The organism is Okeania sp. SIO2C2, assembly GCF_010692625.1.
GTDB lineage: Bacteria > Cyanobacteriota > Cyanobacteriia > Cyanobacteriales > Microcoleaceae > Okeania > Okeania hirsuta.
The window spans coordinates 42,642-64,517 of the sequence record NZ_JAAHGM010000016.1; the positions used below are offsets into that span (position 1 = coordinate 42,642).

Sequence of the window (21,876 nt, forward strand, 5' to 3'; positions counted from 1 at the left end):
ATAATGCTAAAGGATTAAAATTAATAGGAGGAGATTCTATCTATAATTATCGTGTTGTAAATGATGCTGGAGAAGAAGCATATCAGAATAATTTGATAGTTGCTATTCCTTGGCATCGTGACCCTAATGACGAGTTTACTCAAAAATCAAAAAAGTTTTGGAATGCTGAAATTAATTGGCGTACTGCTACATCTTATGATGCTACTAAAACTATTATTAAAGCTCTGGATAAAAGTAATGGTAATTATTCCCGTAAAAAATTACAAAGAATTTTATCTAGTGATGATTTTGATGTAGAAGGAGTAACAGGAAAAATTAGATTTGGGGAGTTAGGCGATCGCCAGTTTCTCGAGAAGGATAAACCACTATTAGTTCAGGTAAAATCTAATGCTAAATCTGGAAAATATGAATTTATTATCCTGGAGGAGGGAAGTAGGGGAGTAGGGGAGTGTGGGGAGACCTGGAGTGAAAAAAACTGTGATTAGAAAATAAACCGAAATACATCCTTTTTCTTTTAATTAGAGCTGAGGTAATTAGAACTGACATAATTAGGTAATTTTTCCCAAGTTCAATCAATACTATTACCGAAATATTGTGGTTTAAAGCCTCCCCTTTTAAGGCGATAATAAATAAAAATTTTCCTGTTCGTCAATCCTCTCCTTGAAAAGAATAGGTAATTCTAAATTATAAATTTTTGAAGGTTGCAAAACTGCCAAATTATCCTGCATCTACAAGGCTGATATTTCAACTAAAACTGATAGCTGAAAGTTGTTAAACTAGAGCTATTTCAAGTAGTTATTAATATCATGTATCTTTAAACAACCACAATAAAAATTTTAGGGAATAGGGAAAAGGGAACAGGGATAATTTATCAGAGAAAACATTTTTATTATGGCTAATTAATGAGACTTGATATAAGTCAGAATTATTTGCCACCTCACTTAATGAAGTCAGAAGTCAGAATTCAGAAGTTATTTTTGTAACGGGGATGCGTGAGCAACTATCCAAAAATATTTCGCCTTAAAAGGCGGGGTTTTAGACCCATGTTATTTTGATAAAATTCGTATAACACCTAAAACCTAACACCTAAATTAATTGTTAAACTATTACCAATAAACCTATTACTTATTATCTATAAAATGACTCAAAAAAATATTTGGCAGAAATTTATTCACCGAGCCAAGCTACCCTTAGAATTGGCAGGATTATTCATTGCAGTTATTCTCCTATTCCAGGATGTAAGAAACTTAGTAATTCCCTTTCTAACTCAAGATGTTCCAAACATTAATAATAGTATTGGAGAAAAAACCATGTTTCCTTTTGGGGAAATATCCGCAGAAAAAGAATTAGGAATGAGAGAGATAAAAGAGAAAAGATTTAACAGTGCTATTTCCTATTTCCGCAAATCTCTTAATCTCAAAAAAAATGACCCAGAGACAGTAATTTTTTTGAATAATTCCATCGCTCAAGCAAAAAAAGTCAATCAAAACAGAAAAATATTAGAAATAGCAGTTAGTATTCCTGCTCATGGAGAAGCTAATGTTGCAGCAGAAATTTTACGGGGAGTTGCTCAAGCTCAAAGTGAATTTAATTGTGGTTTGGCTGAAATTTCTCTAGCTATCAAAGATACTCAACATCAATTAAATTGCCAAGGTAGTCTCAATGATAAATTTTTACAAGTCACAATTGTTGACGATAAAAATGAGCCAGAAACTTCTAAAAAATTTGCTAAATATTTAGTCAACCAAAAAGATATTATCGCTATTATTGGTCACTACTCTAGTCCAATGACTCTCAGTGCGGGAAAAGTTTATAACAAAAATAAATTAGTAGCAATTTCTCCTACTAGCACCTCAACTATCTTATCGAATTTTAGTAAGTTTGTATTTAAAATTTATCCTAGCGATAAACTAGCTGCCCAAGCTTTATTTGAGTATTTAGAGGAACTTGGAAAATCTCAAAAAGTAGCAGTAGCTTATGTAAAAAATAATGAATATAGTGAATCTCTGAAGCAAGAATTTGAGACAGTCCTACCAACGCAAAAATTTGTGCATCAATGTTACTTGAATGCTGGAAATTTTAGCGCTCAAGATTGTATTGAACAGGCAAAAAATCAAGGTGCTGAAGCAATGTTATTAGTCCCTACTACTGACATTAGTCTGACTAATGCTATTGGAGTAATTGATAATGCTAAAGGATTAAAATTAATAGGAGGAGATTCTATCTATAATTATCGTGTTGTAAATGATGCTGGAGAAGAAGCATATCAGAATAATTTGATAGTTGCTATTCCTTGGCATCGTGACCCTAATGACGAGTTTACTCAAAAATCAAAAAAGTTTTGGAATGCTGAAATTAATTGGCGTACTGCTACATCTTATGATGCTACTAAAACTATTATTAAAGCTCTGGATAAAAGTAATGGTAATTATTCCCGTAAAAAATTACAAAGAATTTTATCTAGTGATGATTTTGATGTAGAAGGAGTAACAGGAAAAATTAGATTTGGGGAGTTAGGCGATCGCCAGTTTCTCAATATAGAACCCATTTGGTATCTTCATAAATATCAAGTTTTTTTAGCTAGGAGACAGGAGACAGGAGACAGGAGACAGGAGGGAAGATGTGGGGAGAGATCATACAAAAAATTCAACACTCCTTCATATGATTTTTCCTCAAAATTGATGCGCGAAAAAACTTGACTACCATAATTATATAGATCTCAAATGGGTTCTATAGATAAATCAGTATTAGTTCAGGTAAAACCTAATGCTAAATCTGGCAAATATGAATTTATTATCCTGGAGGAGGGGATTAGGGGAGTAGGGGAATAGGGGAGTAGGGGAGACCTGGAGTGGAAAAAACGCAGCTAAGAATAATTTGACAGTTGCTATTTTTTTGGCATAGTTTATTTTTCACCAATAATTTCAGATATTTCAAACATTAATAGAAGTCTCGTCGAACAGAGCGACAAACTTTCAGTATCCTCATCCTTTTCTTACTTCTTATACCAACTTGAAAAAATAATGTTACAAAACTCTAGTTATAGGGAACAGGGAATAAACAAAAGAGATTCGTAGCAAATATTTATCAAACTTGTCTTACTTCTTCACTTCTTCCTTTTTCCTTCTTCATTATAAACATTAAATATGGTCCAACTATGAGTATTGTTAAGATTAAACTTCTCGAAACTGAAGCCTCTGGATTTCATGTAACTCTCACTGCTAACGATGGTAAATTTGATTCTATTGATGGTTTTTTACCAGCTTTACCACCAGAATTAGAATCATCATTGAGTAATTGGCAGTTAGCGTATCACCAATTAGAAAAAGTTCGTAAAATTTCTACTAGAATTAGTCCAAAAAAAACTATTTCTTTCTCCAGTTCAGAACAAAGAAAACTGGTAATAACTCAGATTAATAAAATAAATGGCTAGATTATGACGATAGTCGATGGCGACCAATCCGAGAAGAATTAATTTCTCTATTTAGCTCATTGCAAAACTCTGAGTCAGAAATTCGTGTATTTCTAGATGCGAAAAATCCTAAACTACGACGACTACCTTGGCAAGAATGAGGTTTATTGGCATCTCGGTTTCCTCAAGCAGAAATTGTTATGAGAGTCAGAGGAAAAGGTGGATTAAAACCTTCTCCTAGTTATGGCAAACTCAGATCCATCCCTGCTTATTCGCTACGATCTAGGTTTGACAGCGGAAAACCTGATGCCTTCAGTTATAAGTATTACCTTTGTTGGAATAGGAATCTTATTTCTATGGGTACTTTTTTATCTAGAAACACTAATACTTAACAAAAGTTAAGGACAATTAACCTACAAAGTATTTTCTTTATTGGGTACTAAAACCAAACACTATTTCTTTGCCCAAATCAAAGAATTAATTCTAGAAAGTCGCACAGATAGCGATGGAGATAAATCCTATAGATTAGAGTTAGTATACCAGCAGAAAATCGAAATCATCAGTTGGAAATCACTTTAATAAGAGATTCTGAAATTGAAAAAGTTAAAAAATTAGCTAATGTTGTGGCTGATTTTCTCGAGATACCCTATCAAGAACTGTCAAATAAGTGATCATTTTTTTTGAATGCTTTGGGTGAGTTTAGTAGAATGGAAATGTCTATACATCTAAAATGTTGAGTTTTGTAAACGATACTAGTAATATCTGTAAAATTGCCATGTTTTGTTGATGAATAATATAGTAAGGTGCTTTAATTTCTTACGATTTATTCCTAGCTAGATCGAATTTTGCATAAATTTCCAGAAATTAGCTGATTACTAAGTATAAAGATAAATAGACACTTAATATATGACGTCAATTATGAGGGTGCCTATAGAAAATTACATCAATCTCAAATAGGTGAAATATGATCATGAAAATAGGCGAAATTCTCATCCGCAGACAATTAATTTCTGAAGATCAATTAAATCAAGTAATAGATATTCAGAGTTCATGTCATCAAAAAATTGGTGAGCTTTTATTATTTCAAGGTTGGATTCGAGAAGATGACTTAGAATCAGCTTTAAGAGAACAATATTGGCGAGAAAATGGTTATTGGATCATTGATTAAGTATAGAAGAAGGAAGAAAGCATTTAGTTCTCTAAAAATCCAGCGTTTTCTGAATTTTAAACTTTTGATATGTCCGTCCCCTTTCCTTCAACTGTGATATACATAGGACTTACGCACCTGCAACGTATTTCCGTCCGAAGCGACCGACAACGACGAAGCAATCTCAAATCCTAATTTTTCCTACCTTATGCGTAATATCAAGTCCGGTTAAATACTTGTCATTGCGACTGTAGAGGAGTAATCGCCAAGATTACGGAGATTGCTTTCCGTTCCGGAATGCTCCGCAAACATTCCAAAGAATGAGGCATTATTATCTGTGGAGGATTTGCAAAGATAACTATTAGAAGTTAAGAGTAAGCAAAGGTCAAATTCTGATATTACTCAACAGCACTTAGAACAATTAGCTGCGAGTTTAGAACGAAATATTCAGTTAGCAAAAGCTGGAAAAGATACTCGACAAGCAAAAATTATTAGTCTGCATACAATGGTTCAAGATTCGGCAGGATTATTGTAAGAACTAGAGAATAAATTGCGGAATGCTAATTTGAATGATTTGGCAGAAATTCAAGAATTACGCAGTTTAAGTGATTAATTAAATAGCTATCAAAATAATATGAAAATATTTCTTTGATAAGAAGGAATAAGGAATAAGGAATAAGGAATAAGGAATAAGGAATAAGGAAAAGTATTACATTGCCTAAGTTTTAGAGCTTCTATATCTGCCCTGACCTTTGCTTCTACTGCTGTACTTAGTTACTAATCTTTCACAGTTGAAAAAATGCTACCACATGAATACTCTAAGTAGATTTATTTAATTGTATTTCTGAAAAGAATTAAGTTTGCATAAATCATTAAATTCTTTCTGATATATTTATAAGTACCAGAAAGAAAATTATGGACAATAAACTTGATTCTCTTTTGTTGGTAGTACTTTTCATAACAACTATGACTTTTTTACGAGAGGATAAAAGACTAATAAATCAGTTAAATGATAGTTTTTCTGAAGCTGAAATAGCTATTATTCAACAACAAAAAAATTATCAAGAGAACGAACAACCACCTGTTCCAGATAAAAATGCTGGCAGTCGTTAAAATTAATCTCATATAGCAGAAGTAAGAAGGAGGCATCTGAGCTTCACTAAACTTGATTCTCTTTTGTAAGTAGCACTTTTCACAACAACTATGACTTTTTTACGAGAGGAAAAAATACTAATAAATCAGTTAAATGATAGTTTATATCAAGCTGAAACAGCTATTATTCAACAACAAAAAAATTATCAGGAGGACGAACAAACACCCGTTCCAGATAAAGATGGTGGCAGTCGTTAAAATTAATCTTATATAGCAGAAGGAGGAAAGAAAAAGGTGTTAGTTATCTAAGAAAAAATGCGTTTATTTACAGCATATTCAGTGGTCTATAACCCTGATGGAATCTATTTAAAAATATAGGGGGAGTATGGGCAGGGTCGAGAGTGGAGAGTAGAAGTTTATCTAGATATTTTGATAGTTAAAAACGAAAAATTAAGCTTTTCAAACACATTTTACTTAAACAAATAAGCCTGTTAAAAATAGTGGGATAGGTTCATTATATAAATTACTTCAATATTCAATCTCCCCTACTCTGCTGGCTTTAGCGATCGGTACTAATAACTGAATTGACATTAGGAGAATATTTAACCATGACAATTACAAATCATAAATCCATCAAAAATCGTCGCATTTTATCTGCAATACTTACTTGCACGGCTTGAGCTTGAGCTTATGCACCAATTCCAGGATTAAAGCAAAAAATCATAGTAGTTAGCCACAGAATTTGCCGAACCACTCCAACAAATAGAAACTCAATTTGAGCCAAAATATCCCCAGATAAACTTAGAATTAAAATTCCAAGGTTCCCAGGATATTCTCAACAATTACATAGACTAAAAAAACGACTTTAATCCTACAGTTTTAATACCTACAAATGCAGCACTATTAGATGAATTAAACCAACGCTGGCAAAGCCAAAATAATACCTAAGTATTCTATCAACAACCAACAGCGATCGCCAAAACTTTCCTAGTAGGAATTGCTTGGCCTGAACGTGGAAAAATCTTATTTCCCAATGGCAAATTTTCCTGGCAACAATTGCATATCTTAAATATCACTGAGAAATACATTATATTAACACGGCTAAAAGATGTTAATTTCAGGCGGATTTGATATAACTTTACGATCGCTAATCAAGTGAACCTGATATTGGTGGTTTATTCTCATCTGCATAGCTTAAATATCACTGAGAAATACATTATATTAACACGGCTAAAAGATGTTAATTTCAGATCGTTTTGAACTGAATATTATAAATTTAGCAGCAAAAACAAGTTGTTATTTGACATAGAGTAATGATGAATCAAATTACAAGGGAATGTTTTTCCCACTATTCTCTCTCTTGGTGCGCGTTCCCTTGTATCTGTCGCCAACGCGGGGTCGCACCGCTATTTCCTGCTATGTATTTAAACAACTTAGTCCATTTTGTAAATTTCAGTATATTTAACTAGCTATCAGCTTTTTGAGCTTGGATTAAAATCCCCTTCTAAACTTTAGAAAAATAATCTTGCTGAGTGCTGAGTGCTGAGTGCTAACCGCTTTTTTAATGTAGAATATTTTTTTTCAATAGCCTAAAATAGAATTACAGACAAAAAAATAAATCTCATATAAATATACATTGCGTTAAGGATACTTAGGGAAAATGTTTTTTCTAGGAATTGGATTCTTAATTCTAGGTCTAATATTAGCAATAGTAAGCGGAATATGGGGCTTAGTTCAAGCTTTTAGTGAAGGCACATTATGGGGTGTTGCTTATTTATTTATTCCTTTTGCTTTTGTCATTTTTTATCTAACAAATTGGAGTCAGAGAAAAATCAGAAAAAATTTTATCTTGATGATAATTGGTTTGATTTTGTCTATTGTAGGGAGTGGAGCATTAGGAAATCATATAACCAATAATTTTGTGGTTAATTCTGCCAATATTCCCGAAAATCCAACTATTACTACTAACTCCGAAAATACTTCAACAAAGATAGAAACAACCGAAGTTATTTCAGACCCATTTATAGACGGAATAAATCTAGCAACAAAAGCAGCCGAACTTGCCCAAATAGCTAATACTCAAACACAGTGGAATGAAGTAGCGATAACTTGGCATCAAGCTTTAGTTTTAATGAAAGAAGTTCCTGAATCTCACACTAAATATGAGGTAGCCCAAAACAGAATTGATTTATATCGAAATAATCGAGAAATTGCTAAGAAAAAGGCTAGCTATTAACGAAGTCAGAAGTCAAAACTCAGAACTTAGAAGTTATTTTTGGAGCGTTGTTCAAAATCCCCATTATAAAAATATTTCACCTTCAAAGGAAGAATTTTAGACTCAATTACTTTGCTGAAGAAGGAAGAAAAAATGGATGGGGATAGTCTTCGACAAGTCGCTCCGCGTCTACAAACCCTAACCAATTATCAACACCGTGTAGATGGTGGGGTATTAAACCAAAAATATAAATTAGGAAAAATCAGGAAATGCGTAAATCTAAATTAATCTTAGCAACAATTGTCTCATTATTTTTGGTTAATGAAGTTAGTATTAATCCCGATAGTAATGACATCAGTACATTAATTAATACAGATATCTCCATTGCTTACGCAAGAAGAGGAGGTAGTAGAAGTAGAAGTAGCTCTGGAAGTTCGAGTAGAAGTAGAAGTAGTTCTCCCAGTCTTAGTAAACCAGTCCGTTCTCAGTCTCAACCTCGTAACTCAAAACCCAAACCTACCATAAATAATATAGTCTCACCGACCAATAACACTCGCCCCACAACAAAACCAGTTCCCACTTCCGGTAGTAACTCTCAGCGCAGTGGTTCGTTTTCTCAACCTAGCAACAATACCAAACCAAACAATAATACCCGCCCCACTACCAATAACATCAACACTGGTGGACGGACTCGCAGTGGTTCCTTTGCTCCAACTACAAAAAAACGTTACTCTGTGGAACCTGCTACCGGACGACGTTATTATACCCGTCCAGGAACTCAAGAACGTTATTATCAGGAAACAGGTACAGGGCGATTTTATTATGTAGAACCAGCAACCCAACGACGTTACTACATGAATGTTGATAATGGGGAACGTTATTTTATTGATAGTAGCACTAGACGATATTATTACGAGCAACCTGGTACAAATCGATTTTATTATGTGCATCCAACTACGAGGGTGCGCTACTACTACCAACCTACTGTCCGCGAACGAGTTGTTTACAGCTACTGCGATGGGCCCGGAACAGTTTTAACAATGTATCTCACTATACTTTTAATTGGAATTTTGCTGGTATGTATTTTTTATGTTTTAATTATGGCGATCGCTTCTGCTTTTGACGGTCGTCGAGAAGTATTGGTAGCTGAGGAAGATGAATATATAGAAGTTATTGAGGAGTCACCAGGATATGTGGAAGTTATTGAGGAGTCACCAGGATATGTGGAAGTTATTGAGGAAACAGTGCCAGTAGCAACTATACCAGAAGATTTGGTTAATGATATTGTAACTGTGAGTAAGTTACAGGTAGCAATGGTTGCACCAGCAAATAATATTCAATCTGACTTAGAAAGAATGAGCGAGGAGATCGATATTGATACCCCAGAAGGTAGGGTACAGTTATTATTACAGTCAGCGATCGCCCTGCTGCAAACGGAGGAATATTGGACTGATGTTGTTGCTAGTTCGGAAACTGTGGAGAGTAGACAGGAAGCTGAAAGAATTTTTGAGCAGTTTTCTTTTGCTGAGAGGTGTAAGTTTGAGGTTAATACTGTTGATGATAATGTGGAAGTCGATAGTCATATTCTTGTGACTTTGTTGTTGGGAACGGAGGATGATTATCCTTTATTTGCTGAAGTTAATAATAGAGAAAGTTTCAAGCAAACTTTGAAAGAGTTAGGCAAAGTTACCCCTGATTATTTATTAGTATTTGAGTTACTTTGGACTCCAACAGCTTAACGAAGTCAGAAGTTAGAAGTTGTTTTTTAAACGGGGATTTGATATTATTCTGGTTTTTTGACAAACTCTAGACAGATTGCTATGTTAGAGAAAATACTCTTTAATTTAAGGTGTATTTTTATATTCTTTCTCGTGAGAAAATACAACAGATGGCTATTGTTTTTGGGAGGTTGACTCATCGCCTCAGATTTTTGTTACTGTTGCTGACATTATTAATTACAAGTTGTCAGCAAAAACCGATGGAAGTTAAGGTTTTACAAAATCTTGTTTATGGAAATTATAATTATCAAAATCAGGAAAAAGCACTACTTTTAGATTTATATTTACCAGAAACAAAACCAGAGAAACCTTTACCTCTGTTAATCTACATTCATGGTGGTGGTTGGTTGCAAGGAACTAAAGAATATTGCCCTGGAAAAATTGTGGTACAGAGAAATTATGCCATGGCTTGTATTAGCTATAGATTTAGTAATGAAGCACTATTTCCTGCCCAAATTCAGGATGTTAAAACAGCAGTTCGTTGGCTGCGAAAAAATGCAGATAAGTACGATCTAGACCCTAAAAATGTTGGTGCTTGGGGACCTTCTTCTGGGGGACATTTAAGTGCTTTATTAGGAACATCAGCAGGAGTAAAAGAATTGGAAGGAACAAATAATCCAGAAATATCTAGTGCCGTACAAGCAGTTTGTGCATGGTATCCACTTACAGACTTTACGAAAGTACCTCCCGCTTTTGAAGAATCTATTACTCCTGCTGTTGAGGAAAAGTATAAAGATAAAGAATGGTATATTTATACTTTAGTAACTCATAAGTTATTAGGAGGACCTGTCTCGCAAAAATTAGAATTAGCAGCATTTACTAACCCCATTAATTATATTGATGCTCAAGATCCACCTTTTCTAATTATGCACGGAGAAAAAGATAATGTTGTACCAATGAGTCAAAGTGTTTTATTAGCAGATGCTCTATCAGAAAAAGGCGTAGAAGTTCAGTTAGAAAAAAAACCTGATTGGGGACATTATCATGGTAGAGGTGAAGCTTTTGACCCCGCTTTAATAGATATGGCAATGGATTTTTTTGATAAACATTTGGGCGTTGGTAAATTAGGGTATGATATTAATCTTAATTACTTAGGAGTCAGGAGTCAGGAGTCAGGAGTCAGGAGAGAAGAAAGAAGAAGAAATAAGGAATAGAAGGAGAAAGTTTTTTGTTTCCTGGCGCACAACGCACGTTAACGCGGAGTGCGGAACGGTGTTCTATCCCGCTCTTATCCGGACATGATATCATACATCTTTTCACTAATGCCAACATTTGAAATAACACATAATATCATCTTCGGATAATCAGTTATAAAAAACTTCTGGCCTTGAACCAATATTCCCTACTGCCTACTGCCTACTGCCTACTGCCTTCCTTCCTCCAAAGTGTAAGTATTCAACCGAACATGATATAACTGATGAACTCAAATTCCCAAACTCAAACCCGCAAAGCAGACCATCTCAGAATTTGTCTGGAATCAGATGTCCAATTTCATAACATTACTAATGGTTTAGACCGCTACCGTTTTACCCATTGTTGTTTACCAGAACTAAATCGCAACGAAATAACTACAAACACTACTTTTCTGGGAAAACAATTAGGTGCGCCATTGTTAATATCTTCGATGACAGGTGGCACTGAACAAGCAAAAATGATTAATTTTCGGTTAGCCAAAGTTGCTCAAAAATATAAAATAGCAATGGGAGTGGGTTCACAACGAGTGGCGGTGGAAAATTCCCAAGTGGCTGATACTTTTGCTGTGCGATCGCTCGCTCCGGATATTCTCCTATTTGCTAATCTAGGGGCAGTTCAACTAAATTATGATTATGGCATAGAACAGTGCCAACAAGCGATCAACATCCTACAAGCAGATGCTCTGATTCTTCATCTTAATCCTTTGCAAGAGTGTATTCAAACTGAAGGCGATACAAATTTCCGCGGACTATTTGACAAAATATCAAAATTATGCTACTCATTACCAGTGCCAGTCATTGCCAAAGAGGTAGGTAATGGCATTTCCGGAACAATGGCTCAAAAATTAATAGATGCTGGAGTAGCAGCAATTGACGTAGCTGGGGCAGGAGGAACTTCTTGGGCAAAAATTGAAGGGGAACGAGCAACAGATATACGTCAGCGCAGGTTAGGAGAAACTTTTGGCAACTGGGGTATACCAACAGCAAAATGTATTACTGACATCCGCGCCTTCAACTCAGACATTCCGCTCATTGCTTCTGGAGGTTTGCGCAATGGGGTAGATGTGGCAAAAGCGATCGCTCTCGGTGCAGACCTCAGTGGGCTAGCTTGGCCATTCCTTCAAGCTGCGGCTGAATCAGAAGAATCTCTCAATATATTAGTAGATATTTTAATAGCAGAAATTACAACAGTCCTCTTTTGCACGGGTAATGCTAATTTATCTGAACTGAAAAAATCTGGCAGTCTAGAAAAGAGGGAATAGGGAGTAGGGAGTAGGGAGTAGTAGTCCAGTAGGGTGCGTTAATCAAATGTAACGCACCATCTAGATTTTAATTTTCGGTGTGTTTCGCTGATGATTTCATATAGAATCCGGTTATACAGTATATGTTTATAATCAGGACTTACGCAGAGACTCTACATATAGCGAGGGCGCCATTCGGAGCTTTGCGTTAGCAAATACCATTTGCTTCGCATAACTATCGTTAACGCCCCTACAAATGGTGCTTTAAAAGTCAATTTGCGTAAGTTTTGATAATTCTATCCACACTTCAATCTCCCCATCTCGCCATCTCCCCATCTCCCCCAACTATATAATAAGTATTCAACCGGATTTGATTTCACAGGAAGACTGAGGACTGAGTCAGTAGGTAGAAAGGAATTTTCCAATGACTTTAGAGTCAGAAATAGGTATAATTCCCACTATTGTTTTGGGTGAAAATTTACCACTAATTGAATTTCATACATTAAATCAGCAACGCCTGAACCTAAAACCTACCACCCAGATGAAAACGCTATAATAACCAACAGGACTTACGCATGAGGTACGAAAAACTAGGATTTGAGATTGCTTTCTGTTCCGGACTGCTCCGCAAACCCTGTCGGTCGCAATGACGAAAATTAAGTTGTACTGCGTAAGTCCTAATTTATTTGACTAAAACCTACCACCTACCACCAAAAACCCAAAACCAACCACCTGAAAACATGAAAGACTTCTTCAAATATACTTTTGCCAGCCTGATTGGCAGTTTACTAGGAATTGCTCTAATTGTCGGCTTAGGATTTGGCGGACTAATATTTCTTGTTGGTTCCATCGCGAGTAAGGCCAAAGACATCGGCCCACAAGTTAAAGATAAATCGGTCTTAGTTTTCGACCTCGCTACGAATATTACAGACACCAGACCCATCTCCACTACCGGGGAAGCACTTCAAGAAGCTCTCTCTGGCGACCAACCTGCAACTATTGCTCTCCGAAAAGCAATTAATGCTCTTGATACTGCTGCCCAAGATGAAAAAATCATCGGTCTTTACATTAAAGGTAGCAGTACACCAGGAAGAACAGGACTGGCAAATCTACAAGAAATACGTCAAGCACTTCAACGGTTCCGGGAAACAGGCAAAAAAATCATTGCCTACGATGTAGACTGGACAGAGCGAGAATATTATTTAGGTTCAGTAGCAGATGAAGTTGTGATTAACCCTCTTGGTGCCATAGAATTCAATGGCTTAAGTTCGCAGACTATGTTCTTAAGTGGGGCGTTTGATAAATTTGGTATTGGAGTGCAAGTAACGAGAGTCGGTAAATATAAGTCTGCAGTTGAACCTTTTATCCGAAAAGAAATTAGCCCGGAAAACAGAGAGCAAACTCTCAAGTTGTTAAGGGATATTTGGGGTAAATACCTGCAAACAATAGCCCCCAGTCGGGGGTTAACAATACAGCAGTTACAGGCGATCGCTAATGAGCAGGGAATTTTGATGGCGGATGCTGCGGAAGATAGTAAATTAGTAGACCGAGTTGACTACTATGATGAAGTGCTAAGTGAACTCAAAGTGCTAACTGGCAAAGAAGAGGATGACAAAACTTTTACACAAATTAGTCTCAACAACTATACCAGAGTACCAAAAGTTGCAGAAGTTGCCAGTGGAGATGTTAAAAGCAAAAACAAAATTGCTGTAGTTTACGCTGAGGGAGAAATAGTTAATGGTACGGGTACTCCCAGACAAATAGGAGGCGATCGCCTAGCAAAAGAATTGCGACGACTGCGACTTGATGACAAAGTTAAAGCTGTAGTTTTGCGAGTGAATACTCCTGGTGGAAGTGCTTCAGCATCGGAAGTTATTGGTCGAGAAGTCAAACTGACAAGGGAGCAAAAACCTATAATTGTATCTATGGGTAATATAGCTGCTTCTGGTGGATATTGGATTTCAATGAATGCAGACAAAATATTCGCTGAACCTACTACTATTACAGGTTCAATTGGAGTTTTTGGTGTTTTGTTCAATATTCAAGATCTAGGCAATGAAAATGGCATTACTTGGGATACAGTGAAAATTGGTCAATTTGCCGATCTGAATAATAATTCTCGTCCTAAAACGGAGGAGGAGTTAGCGTTAATTCAAAATATGGTGGATTCAATTTATGAGCGTTTTATTACAAATGTAGCAACTGCTCGTAATTTACCAAAGGAGAAAGTAGCTGAAATTGCTCAAGGTAGAGTTTGGTCTGGTGTTAATGCTCAAGAATTAGGTTTGGTAGATGAGATTACTGGAATAGAGGGTGCGATTAAGTTTGCGGCAGAAAAAGCGGAATTGGGGGATAGTTGGAAAGTTGAAGAATATCCTAAGTCTCGTAGTTTGGAGCAAAGAATTTTCCGCAGTCTTTCTGGTGCGGAAACTGAAATATCTACTTCTCCTGTAGACCCACTGACGGCAGAATTTCAAAAGTTGCAGCAGGAGTTAGCTAGTTTGAGAGCGATGAATGACCCTTATGGAATTTATACTCGTTTGCCTTTTAATCTCAGAATTCAATGAACGAAGGCAGAAGGCAGAAGGCAGAAGGCAGAAGGGAAAATTGTTTGGGGTGAGAATCCCAAAATTATTTGGTAAGTAGCACAATTTTCATATTACTTCCTACTTCCTACTTCCTACTTCCTACTTCCTACTTTTGACTTTTGACTTCCTACCTTAATTTCAATGCTAGAAAATATTAATATCAGAACAGCAAACTTATCAGAAAATTATATAATTGCCGAGCATATGTACAAAATGTGGCAAGATATTGGCGTACCTATTGATTCTCTTGAATCTAACTGGTTAGAAATTACAAAAGAATATATTGATAATGCTAGAAAAGAACTATTTTATCAAGCTTTTATTGCTGAAGTAAATAATACAATAGTTGGTTCAGTTGGCTGTCAAATATTTGCTGGTTTGTATCCCAATATTCTCAAGCTGGAATATCGAAAATATGGTTATATTTGGGGTGTTTATGTTGAAGAAAATTATCGCCGTCAAGGAATTGCTAAAAAGTTGATGGGAGAAGCGATCGCTTACCTTAAATCTATTAATTGTACTAAAGCAGTTCTTCATGCTTCACCTCAAGGCAAACCTCTATATTCTCATCTTGGCTTTGATCAAAGTAATGAAATGCAGTTAGACTTGTCTTAGAATAATTTTTTCTTCTTCCCGATCTTTTTTTTGTGGGTTTAATACCATGTCCGGATAATTAATCATCAAAAACTTTCTCCCTTTAAACCTTTCTTTTCCTTCTGCCTTCTTCCTTCTTCCTTCTTCCTTCTGCCTTCTTCCTTCTTCCTTCTTCCTTCTTCCTTCTTCCTTCTTAGAAAATGTCAAAAAAACAAAAGTTTCCTCATCTTGTTGGTTCAAAATGGACGGCAAATCAAAAAACTTGGGGATGGCGACATTTCCAAGTAGTAAATCGTAAAAATCAAGGTCAATGGGTATTTGCTGAAATGGTTGCATCCTGTGATTCAAGTGTAAGATTTTGGTTAAATGCTAAACAACTAAAAGACCGCTCTCTTTGGAAACCTGGATGGCAATCAACACAAGAATTAGAAGCCATTGAATAATTAATAATTAATAATTAATAATTACCTCTCCTTGAAATTCGTATTACTTCTTACTTTTGACTTTTGACTTATAAAGGAGAGGCTTTCAACCTTAATTATTTGGTAATATCATGTCCGGATAATCAGTGATAAAAAAACTTTTTCCCTTCTAACCTTTTCTTTCCTTCTGCCTCCTGCCTTCTGCCTTCTGCCTTCTGCCTTACCTCCTCCAAAGTGTAAGTATTCAACCGGACATGATATAAGTAGCACAATTTTTGTATTTCATATTACTTCTTACTTCTTACTTTTGACTTTTGACTTTTGAATTATAAAGGAGAGGTTTTCAACCTTAATTATTCGATAAAAATGGATTACGAACATCTTAAACAAGCAATTAAGTTATTAACAAATGCTACCCAAAAATTAGAAGATATTGTTAGTGAAAGATCGACAAATCAAGCTAATCATCAAACAGTTGAATTTGCTCAAGAAACTATCAAAAAAGCTATGGCAGAAATCTCTGCTGCGATTAATCCTCCGATAATAAATCATATTCCAGATGAATTTTTAGCCAAAGCAAAAAGTTTAGGTATTCCCTTAGATGATATTGAAGTTATAGTCGCTATTTCTGAACATCATCCTAGTCAATTATTAGGTGTATTAGCAGAAATTGAAAATCGAGTTGAAAATATAAAACGTAGACGAGAATATTTTCTCCTACGATTACCAGAAATGCCAAGAGAAAAATTAGGTCCTCGACTACCAATTATCAAAGCTAGCGATATGAATTGGCCGGAAGAACCGATTTCTCAAGAATATCGAGAGGCAATTCAAGCTAAATATAAAATTAATCGACTTATGAAAAAACGACCTTATTCTAGAGCTACAATTTTTGAAAAAATTAAACAAGCAGAGGCAATTTTTGCCGAGTCTCAAGTACGGGAAAATGAGTCTGATTTAGATGAAGAAATCCCGTTTTAATTTTTATATGCTCCCATAAAAAAGGTAATTTAAATGAATTTAAACAGTTAAAATACTTCATTAAAAGAGTTAACTAAAAGTTCTTAATCATTACAGATTATTAGACAATTGCTAAAAATTGACAGTGATAATAAGCTCTGGGGAGAATATCTTCAAAAGCATCAAGCATAGTCATATAAATCAGTACAAATCACAAGTTAATTACACATTTTATAAAAATGGAAGAGAATTCAAAAAAACTCTGTGTGGTAATTGATACTAATACATGGAGACAAGATTCTAATATTTTACTAAAAACGCCTTTAGGAGGAGCATTACTTTATTGTCTCAAACAAAATAATGGCTATCTTGGATTACCAGAAGTTATAGAAAATGAAGTCTTAAAACATACAATTAAAGATGGATGTAAAGCTGTTGAACAAATTAACTCTAATTTTAAAAAAATTGAAATTATCATGGGAAAACGCTCTAATTACCAAGTACCAGACGAAAGTCAAATTAAAGATGCTATAGAAAGCAGAATGAAAGAAATTGAGCCGTGGATTAAAAGAGTACCGTTTACTTTTGAACACGCTAAGTCAGCACTTCAGCGCGTAGATGAAGGAACACCACCTAATGGAGAAAAAAATCAACAATTTAAAGATTCTGCTATTTGGGAAGCAATTCTTTCTCTACTAAAAGAAAATTATGAAGTTCACTTTATAACTAAAGATGAAGGATTTTTTGAGGACAAAAATTGTAATCGCCTGGCTAAAAATCTCTGCCAATAATGCAAAAATTTAGGTCAAGAGTTGTTCACATATAAAGATTTAAAATCATGCTTAGAGAAGCTTAAATCTGACGTGCCAGAATTGGATAAAACAAATATTATCCTGGGAATAAATACAGAAATAATTTCTCGTTTGGATCGAGATTCCGTTTCTGAGATAGGTTTTGAAATAGTAGAATTATCTCAAGATTTATCTTCATTTTCAGCATTTATTACAGAGGCTACAAAGAAACTAGCTATAGAGTTTGAGCTAAAGTATCATTTATCAGATTTTCAAAGCACAAAAGAAAATGAAAGACAGAATTCTATATTGACAGTTGAAGGAGAATGTATGTATGACTATACTGATAAAAATTTTAGCGAGATTCGTATTAGAAGAGAAACAGTGAATTGGTCAGAAGTTGATGGTACACCAGGTAGAAGGAGTAATGTTTATGTTGATTGCTTGATAGGTGGAATAAATGAGGAAGTTAAATATAAAATTAGGGAACCACTTTAAGCAATAAATTATACCATTTTGAAAAAAGAATGTTACGAATAGTTTGGTCAACAAAAATGGTTAAAGTCAGATATATATTTAGCAGAATAGTGCCGCTACGCGGAAGTTAAAATTCAAAAGTCAAAAGTCAAAAGTATTAATTTGTAATTGTTTTAGGATTTTGGGCGTTGGTGAAAAGAGGTATGATACATTGTCCGGATAAGAGCGCAAACAAAAAACTTTCTCCTTCTATTCCTGATTTCTTCTTCTTTCTTTCCTCCTGACTCCTAAGTAATTAAGATTAATATCATAGCTTAACTTACCAACGCCGGATTTTTTAGCTGGTCAGTTATTTCCGCCATCCTGCAATAGTGTTTTTTCGAGGATAAATCAAACATTAGCCAGGATTACTGACTGATAGATGCTACTTGTTGAGGGTCTGCGTTTCTAAAAGGATTAAAATCGAGAAAAACTTTAGTTAAATGAAGAATATACCGCTCTTTATCGGACTCAAATTGAGGATTTTTAACAATGTTGTGGCAAGAAAAATGAGGTAACTCCTCTAAACCACAATATTCCTGAGATTTACGCATTGGTAGCAATACTTCTTCTGCCGATCGCCCTTCAAAAAAGCTATTCGGATTCTTATTATTGAAGACTTCGATGGGTGCATTCCAGGTAGTAGAGAGCATAAACTTTTTACCCTTCATAAGTCCACCCGAACCATATTCACCACCACTAAACGCAAAAAACTCACCATAAGCATAAACATCATCTAGGTATCGTTTTAAGGTTGATGGCATCATGAACCAGTAAACTGGGTATTGAAAGATTACTGCGTCAGCTTGTTTGAATTTAGCGATTTCTTCTGGCACTTTGTAGCCATCTTCAACAATAGTAGTCAAAATTTTATAACGATTGCTTAAAGTTTCTACTGCGGTCTCAAAAAGACTTTGATTATAGTTACCTTTAGCAAATTCGTTAGTTTCTTTACCTAAAATTAAAAGCAGAGTGTTCATTAGTTGGCCTTGATTTATTTGGTATTTGTCACTGCCAGCGTTGGTAATTTGAGGTATGATATCATGTCCAGATAAGAGCGCGATAGAACTCCATGACCTTTACGCGACCAAAAAACTTTCTCCTTCTAGTCTGGGTTTATTCTTCTTTCTTCTCTCCTGACTCCTGACTCCTGACTCCTGACTCCTAAGTAATTAAGATTAATATCATACACTAATTTACCAACGCCGTCACTGCCATAATTGAAAGGTACAAAATTAAGTTACTATAGTCAACTAGTATACTTTTAGTAACCAGGTGGGAAATGAGTTCTAAGATTGAAATTGAAACCGACGATCTAGGTCGCAAGCAGGCAATTGAACCTTGTCTTACACCCTGTCCAATTGAACGCGGAATGAGGCTTATAGGTGGAAAATGGAAAGGATCTATTCTTTGGCATCTCAAGGATAAACCCGTACGTTTTGGGGATTTAGCTCGTCAACTCGGCGGAGCAAGCAAAAAGATGGTAACTCAAAGGCTAAGAGAGATGGAGAATGATGGTTTGGTTAAGCGTGAGGTAATTAGTACAAGACCTTTTGCTGTAACCTACGAAATCACTGATTTTGGGAAAACAACACTTTCTTTTTTAGAAGAGTTGAAGCAATGGGCAGAGAAACAAAATATCTAATTTTTCTTAACCTAAAATAACTATTTATGGGTATATTCTCTATTAGACATCTCCAGAAAAGAGGGAGTAGGCAGTAGGCAGTAGGGAGAAATAATTGATAATTTATGTGTGAGAATTGATTTTATTTTTGATTTTTGGAGATGTCTATTATGGGCAAGTTGGTTAAAAATGCCTCGTATTTGTAGTGGCCAGCTATACTTGAAATGCTTGTTTAATACTGAAATTTTTATATATTTGAATGGAAGCTTGATAGTTTTCCTAATGTTCATAAGCGATGCCTAAATTTAAAAGTATCCAAGATTTAATATCAGATAAATGGGTAGCTTTTTCTAGAGAAATAATAGCCTCTTGCCATTGATTTTTGCAGCCTAATTTCCAACCTTTGCATCCCCAGGCAAAACTACTGTTAGGAAATTTAGTAATAAATTCTTCAATACATTTATCTATATCTGGAGTAGTTTTACCTAGTAATTCTTGGTCTATAGCAAAAATCAAAGAAGGGTATAACCAAGAAAGCAATTTTTGCTGATCGCTACTATTATATTTTTGGGCAATTTTTATTGCTGGACGAATAGTACCGATGACTTTTTACCAGTGTTTTTGATTAGCTAAAATCCAGCTTTTTAATCCTAATGCAAAAGCAGAATTACTATCTATTTTCAAGGAGCGATCGCATACTATTAATGCTTCTTTCCATCTAGATAATTTTGCTAAACTCCAAGCATAGTTAGCCTGTATCCAAGATTCTTCCGGAGATAAATTTACAGCTTTTTTTAACTGTTGAAGTGCCTGCACCCAATTTTCTTGACGACAACTAATTAGCCCTAAAACTCCATAGCCTCTACCATCATTTGGATTAATTTTAATAGCTTGATTAGCAGCAAAAATAGCTTGGCGATCGTCAATATAAACTAACAGCATTGCCAGTTCTACAGCAGCAATACTATTATCGGGTTCTTTTAACAAACATTGTTGATAAGTTGTGACTGCTTCTGTCAAATTTCCTTGTTTTAAAATCTGTCTAGCTTGACTTAATTGTTGAGAAATAAACTTACCTTTAAGTGCATTAATTAATTCCTCAGCACTTTGAAAACGTTCCTCTATATTCATCTTCATTCCTTTTAAGATAATTTGTTCTGTTTGAGGACGAATTGATGGTTCTATTTGCCGTGGATAAATCAAAGTTTCCGAACTTAATCGAGCAGATGATGTTACTGGTACTTTACCTGTTAAAGCATGATAAATTGAAGCACAAACAGCATATAAATCTGTACTAGGATTGGGTTTTCCGAAGTTAGTATATTGTTCTATTGGTGCATATCCAGGCGTCAACATAGAGGTCATTTTATGAGTGAGACCTGCCAAAAATTCTCTGGCGGAACCAAAATCAATGAGGATAGCTTTATCTAGGGAATTAATAATAATATTATCCGGTTTAATATCGCGATGCAGAAAATTATTGGCATGAACCAATTGTAAAGCTTCGGCAATTTGAATAAAATATTTTTTGACGATATTTTCTGGTAGCTTACCTTTTTCTTGCAAAATTTTAGACAGGGGTTTACCTCTGACAAATTCCATTACTAAATAAGCTGTATTATGAGCTTCAAACCAATTAATTACTTTAACAATATTGGGATGGACACATTTTTGTAAATATTCTGCTTCTATCTTAAATTTTTGGATTTGTTCCTGCTTAATTTTGGCAGTAATAGAGGGAGGCCAAATAATATTTATGCCATGTCTCAGAAACTTATCTGGGCAAAGTTCTTTAATCGCAACATCAGTAAAATTTTCTAAATCAGTTGCTTTGTAAGTAATGCCAAAACCACCCTCACCTAATGTTTTTTCTATTCTATATTTACCTTGCTGAAGTAAAGTGCCACTAGGTAGTTGATATCCTACGGAATTTATATTCGTTAAAGGGCAACCACAAGCACGACAGGTAATGGCAGTATCAGAATTTTCTGCGCCACAAACTGGGCAGTTTATCGACATTTTTGTATCCTTATTTTATTGAGGAAGGAAGAGGGAAGAAGGAAGGCTTCAACAATTAATAATTAATAATTAATAATTAATAATTACCTCTGTTTGAAAAGAAGAGGGTTGAATAAAAGGAAAATTTTTTCTTTTCTTGGTCGATGGTCGGCCAGCTCCGAGACCCGCTCTTATCAGAGCCGCTCCGCTGTTAGCGTTTGCGGTAGCATTCCGGAACGGAAAGCTTTGCGGTAGCAAACACCATCCTACCCTACGGGAAGCTTCGCTAACGACCGCTTTTTTAT

23 protein-coding genes and 1 pseudogene are annotated in these 21,876 nt (G+C 35.2%); 19 read left to right on the top strand and 5 right to left on the bottom strand.

Annotated features, from left to right (window positions below; all coding sequences use genetic code 11):
• The 14 genes and pseudogenes from F6K18_RS15625 to F6K18_RS15690 all read left to right on the top strand — a co-directional run.
• Positions 1 to 485: pseudogene (locus F6K18_RS15625) on the top strand (hypothetical protein); the annotation flags it as partial.
• Between the two features lie 654 nt (positions 486 to 1,139).
• Positions 1,140 to 2,699 carry an ABC transporter substrate-binding protein gene (locus F6K18_RS15630; protein ID WP_287522059.1) on the top strand — a complete coding sequence of 520 codons (1,560 nt, stop codon included), beginning with the start codon at positions 1,140 to 1,142 and terminating at the stop codon, positions 2,697 to 2,699.
• 458 nt (positions 2,700 to 3,157) lie between these two features.
• Positions 3,158 to 3,433: a hypothetical protein gene (locus F6K18_RS15635; protein ID WP_287522061.1), complete on the top strand. Its 276-nt coding sequence runs from the start codon at positions 3,158 to 3,160 to the stop codon at positions 3,431 to 3,433.
• Positions 3,434 to 4,382: 949 nt separating this feature from the next.
• Positions 4,383 to 4,580, top strand: a complete 198-nt coding sequence (locus F6K18_RS15640; RefSeq protein WP_287278235.1) for a hypothetical protein — start codon at positions 4,383 to 4,385, stop codon at positions 4,578 to 4,580.
• 894 nt (positions 4,581 to 5,474) lie between these two features.
• Complete coding sequence (locus F6K18_RS15645) at positions 5,475 to 5,672, top strand: hypothetical protein (protein ID WP_287522063.1); 198 nt, start codon at positions 5,475 to 5,477, stop codon at positions 5,670 to 5,672.
• Positions 5,673 to 5,762: 90 nt separating this feature from the next.
• A complete protein-coding gene (locus F6K18_RS15650; RefSeq protein WP_287522064.1) occupies positions 5,763 to 5,909 on the top strand; it encodes a hypothetical protein in 147 nt (48 codons plus the stop codon).
• A gap of 1,402 nt (positions 5,910 to 7,311) precedes the next feature.
• Positions 7,312 to 7,887, top strand: a complete 576-nt coding sequence (locus F6K18_RS15655; RefSeq protein WP_287522065.1) for a hypothetical protein — start codon at positions 7,312 to 7,314, stop codon at positions 7,885 to 7,887.
• Between the two features lie 111 nt (positions 7,888 to 7,998).
• A complete protein-coding gene (locus tag F6K18_RS15660; protein WP_287522067.1) occupies positions 7,999 to 8,154 on the top strand; it encodes a hypothetical protein in 156 nt (51 codons plus the stop codon).
• Positions 8,136 to 9,605, top strand: coding sequence for a DUF1517 domain-containing protein (locus F6K18_RS15665; RefSeq protein ID WP_287522069.1), 1,470 nt, complete (start codon positions 8,136 to 8,138; stop codon positions 9,603 to 9,605). Before F6K18_RS15660 ends, F6K18_RS15665 begins: the two co-directional genes overlap by 19 nt.
• 149 nt (positions 9,606 to 9,754) lie before the next feature.
• Complete coding sequence (locus tag F6K18_RS15670; RefSeq protein WP_124147785.1) at positions 9,755 to 10,798, top strand: alpha/beta hydrolase; 1,044 nt, start codon at positions 9,755 to 9,757, stop codon at positions 10,796 to 10,798.
• A 263-nt stretch (positions 10,799 to 11,061) separates the two neighbouring features.
• A complete protein-coding gene (gene fni / locus F6K18_RS15675) occupies positions 11,062 to 12,099 on the top strand; it encodes a type 2 isopentenyl-diphosphate Delta-isomerase (protein WP_287274423.1) in 1,038 nt (345 codons plus the stop codon).
• Between the two features lie 403 nt (positions 12,100 to 12,502).
• Positions 12,503 to 12,634 carry a hypothetical protein gene (locus tag F6K18_RS15680; RefSeq protein WP_287522071.1) on the top strand — a complete coding sequence of 44 codons (132 nt, stop codon included), beginning with the start codon at positions 12,503 to 12,505 and terminating at the stop codon, positions 12,632 to 12,634.
• Positions 12,635 to 12,818: 184 nt separating this feature from the next.
• Positions 12,819 to 14,645 carry a signal peptide peptidase SppA gene (sppA, locus tag F6K18_RS15685; protein ID WP_287522185.1) on the top strand — a complete coding sequence of 609 codons (1,827 nt, stop codon included), beginning with the start codon at positions 12,819 to 12,821 and terminating at the stop codon, positions 14,643 to 14,645.
• Positions 14,646 to 14,807: 162 nt separating this feature from the next.
• Positions 14,808 to 15,281 (top strand): GNAT family N-acetyltransferase, encoded by a 474-nt coding sequence (locus F6K18_RS15690; protein WP_287522072.1) that lies wholly within the window; start codon positions 14,808 to 14,810, stop codon positions 15,279 to 15,281.
• On the opposite strand, the gene F6K18_RS15695 is transcribed toward F6K18_RS15690, so the two are convergent.
• Positions 15,267 to 15,467: a hypothetical protein gene (locus F6K18_RS15695; protein ID WP_287522074.1), complete on the bottom strand. Its 201-nt coding sequence runs from the start codon at positions 15,465 to 15,467 to the stop codon at positions 15,267 to 15,269. The genes F6K18_RS15690 and F6K18_RS15695 overlap by 15 nt on opposite strands.
• Between F6K18_RS15695 and F6K18_RS15700 the strand changes: the two genes are divergently transcribed.
• Positions 15,461 to 15,703: a TIGR02450 family Trp-rich protein gene (locus tag F6K18_RS15700; protein WP_202222197.1), complete on the top strand. Its 243-nt coding sequence runs from the start codon at positions 15,461 to 15,463 to the stop codon at positions 15,701 to 15,703. The genes F6K18_RS15695 and F6K18_RS15700 overlap by 7 nt on opposite strands.
• Positions 15,704 to 15,811: 108 nt before the next feature.
• Here the strand turns inward: F6K18_RS15700 and F6K18_RS15705 are convergent, their stop codons facing one another.
• Entirely contained in the window at positions 15,812 to 15,952 is a 141-nt protein-coding gene (locus tag F6K18_RS15705; RefSeq protein WP_287522076.1) for a hypothetical protein, read from the bottom strand.
• A 96-nt stretch (positions 15,953 to 16,048) separates the two neighbouring features.
• Between F6K18_RS15705 and F6K18_RS15710 the strand changes: the two genes are divergently transcribed.
• The 3 genes from F6K18_RS15710 to F6K18_RS15720 all read left to right on the top strand — a co-directional run bounded on the left by F6K18_RS15710 (position 16,049) and on the right by F6K18_RS15720 (position 17,931).
• On the top strand, positions 16,049 to 16,663 hold the full coding sequence (locus F6K18_RS15710) for a hypothetical protein (RefSeq protein ID WP_287522078.1): 615 nt from the start codon (positions 16,049 to 16,051) through the stop codon (positions 16,661 to 16,663).
• Positions 16,664 to 16,881: 218 nt separating this feature from the next.
• Positions 16,882 to 17,433, top strand: coding sequence for a PIN domain-containing protein (locus F6K18_RS15715; protein ID WP_287522080.1), 552 nt, complete (start codon positions 16,882 to 16,884; stop codon positions 17,431 to 17,433).
• Positions 17,434 to 17,514: 81 nt separating this feature from the next.
• Positions 17,515 to 17,931, top strand: a complete 417-nt coding sequence (locus F6K18_RS15720; RefSeq protein WP_287522081.1) for a hypothetical protein — start codon at positions 17,515 to 17,517, stop codon at positions 17,929 to 17,931.
• A 386-nt stretch (positions 17,932 to 18,317) separates the two neighbouring features.
• On the opposite strand, the gene F6K18_RS15725 is transcribed toward F6K18_RS15720, so the two are convergent.
• Entirely contained in the window at positions 18,318 to 18,929 is a 612-nt protein-coding gene (locus F6K18_RS15725; protein WP_287522083.1) for an NAD(P)H-dependent oxidoreductase, read from the bottom strand.
• A 302-nt stretch (positions 18,930 to 19,231) separates the two neighbouring features.
• On the opposite strand from F6K18_RS15725, the gene F6K18_RS15730 reads away from it, so the two are divergent.
• Positions 19,232 to 19,594, top strand: a complete 363-nt coding sequence (locus F6K18_RS15730) for a helix-turn-helix domain-containing protein (RefSeq protein ID WP_287522085.1) — start codon at positions 19,232 to 19,234, stop codon at positions 19,592 to 19,594.
• Between the two features lie 258 nt (positions 19,595 to 19,852).
• Here F6K18_RS15730 and F6K18_RS15735 read toward each other — a convergent pair whose 3' ends face one another.
• Both F6K18_RS15735 and F6K18_RS15740 read right to left on the bottom strand, forming a co-directional pair.
• Positions 19,853 to 20,113 (bottom strand): hypothetical protein, encoded by a 261-nt coding sequence (locus F6K18_RS15735; RefSeq protein ID WP_287522087.1) that lies wholly within the window; start codon positions 20,111 to 20,113, stop codon positions 19,853 to 19,855.
• Between the two features lie 69 nt (positions 20,114 to 20,182).
• Positions 20,183 to 21,592, bottom strand: coding sequence for a serine/threonine-protein kinase (locus tag F6K18_RS15740; protein WP_287522088.1), 1,410 nt, complete (start codon positions 21,590 to 21,592; stop codon positions 20,183 to 20,185).
• Positions 21,593 to 21,876 lie beyond the last annotated feature (284 nt).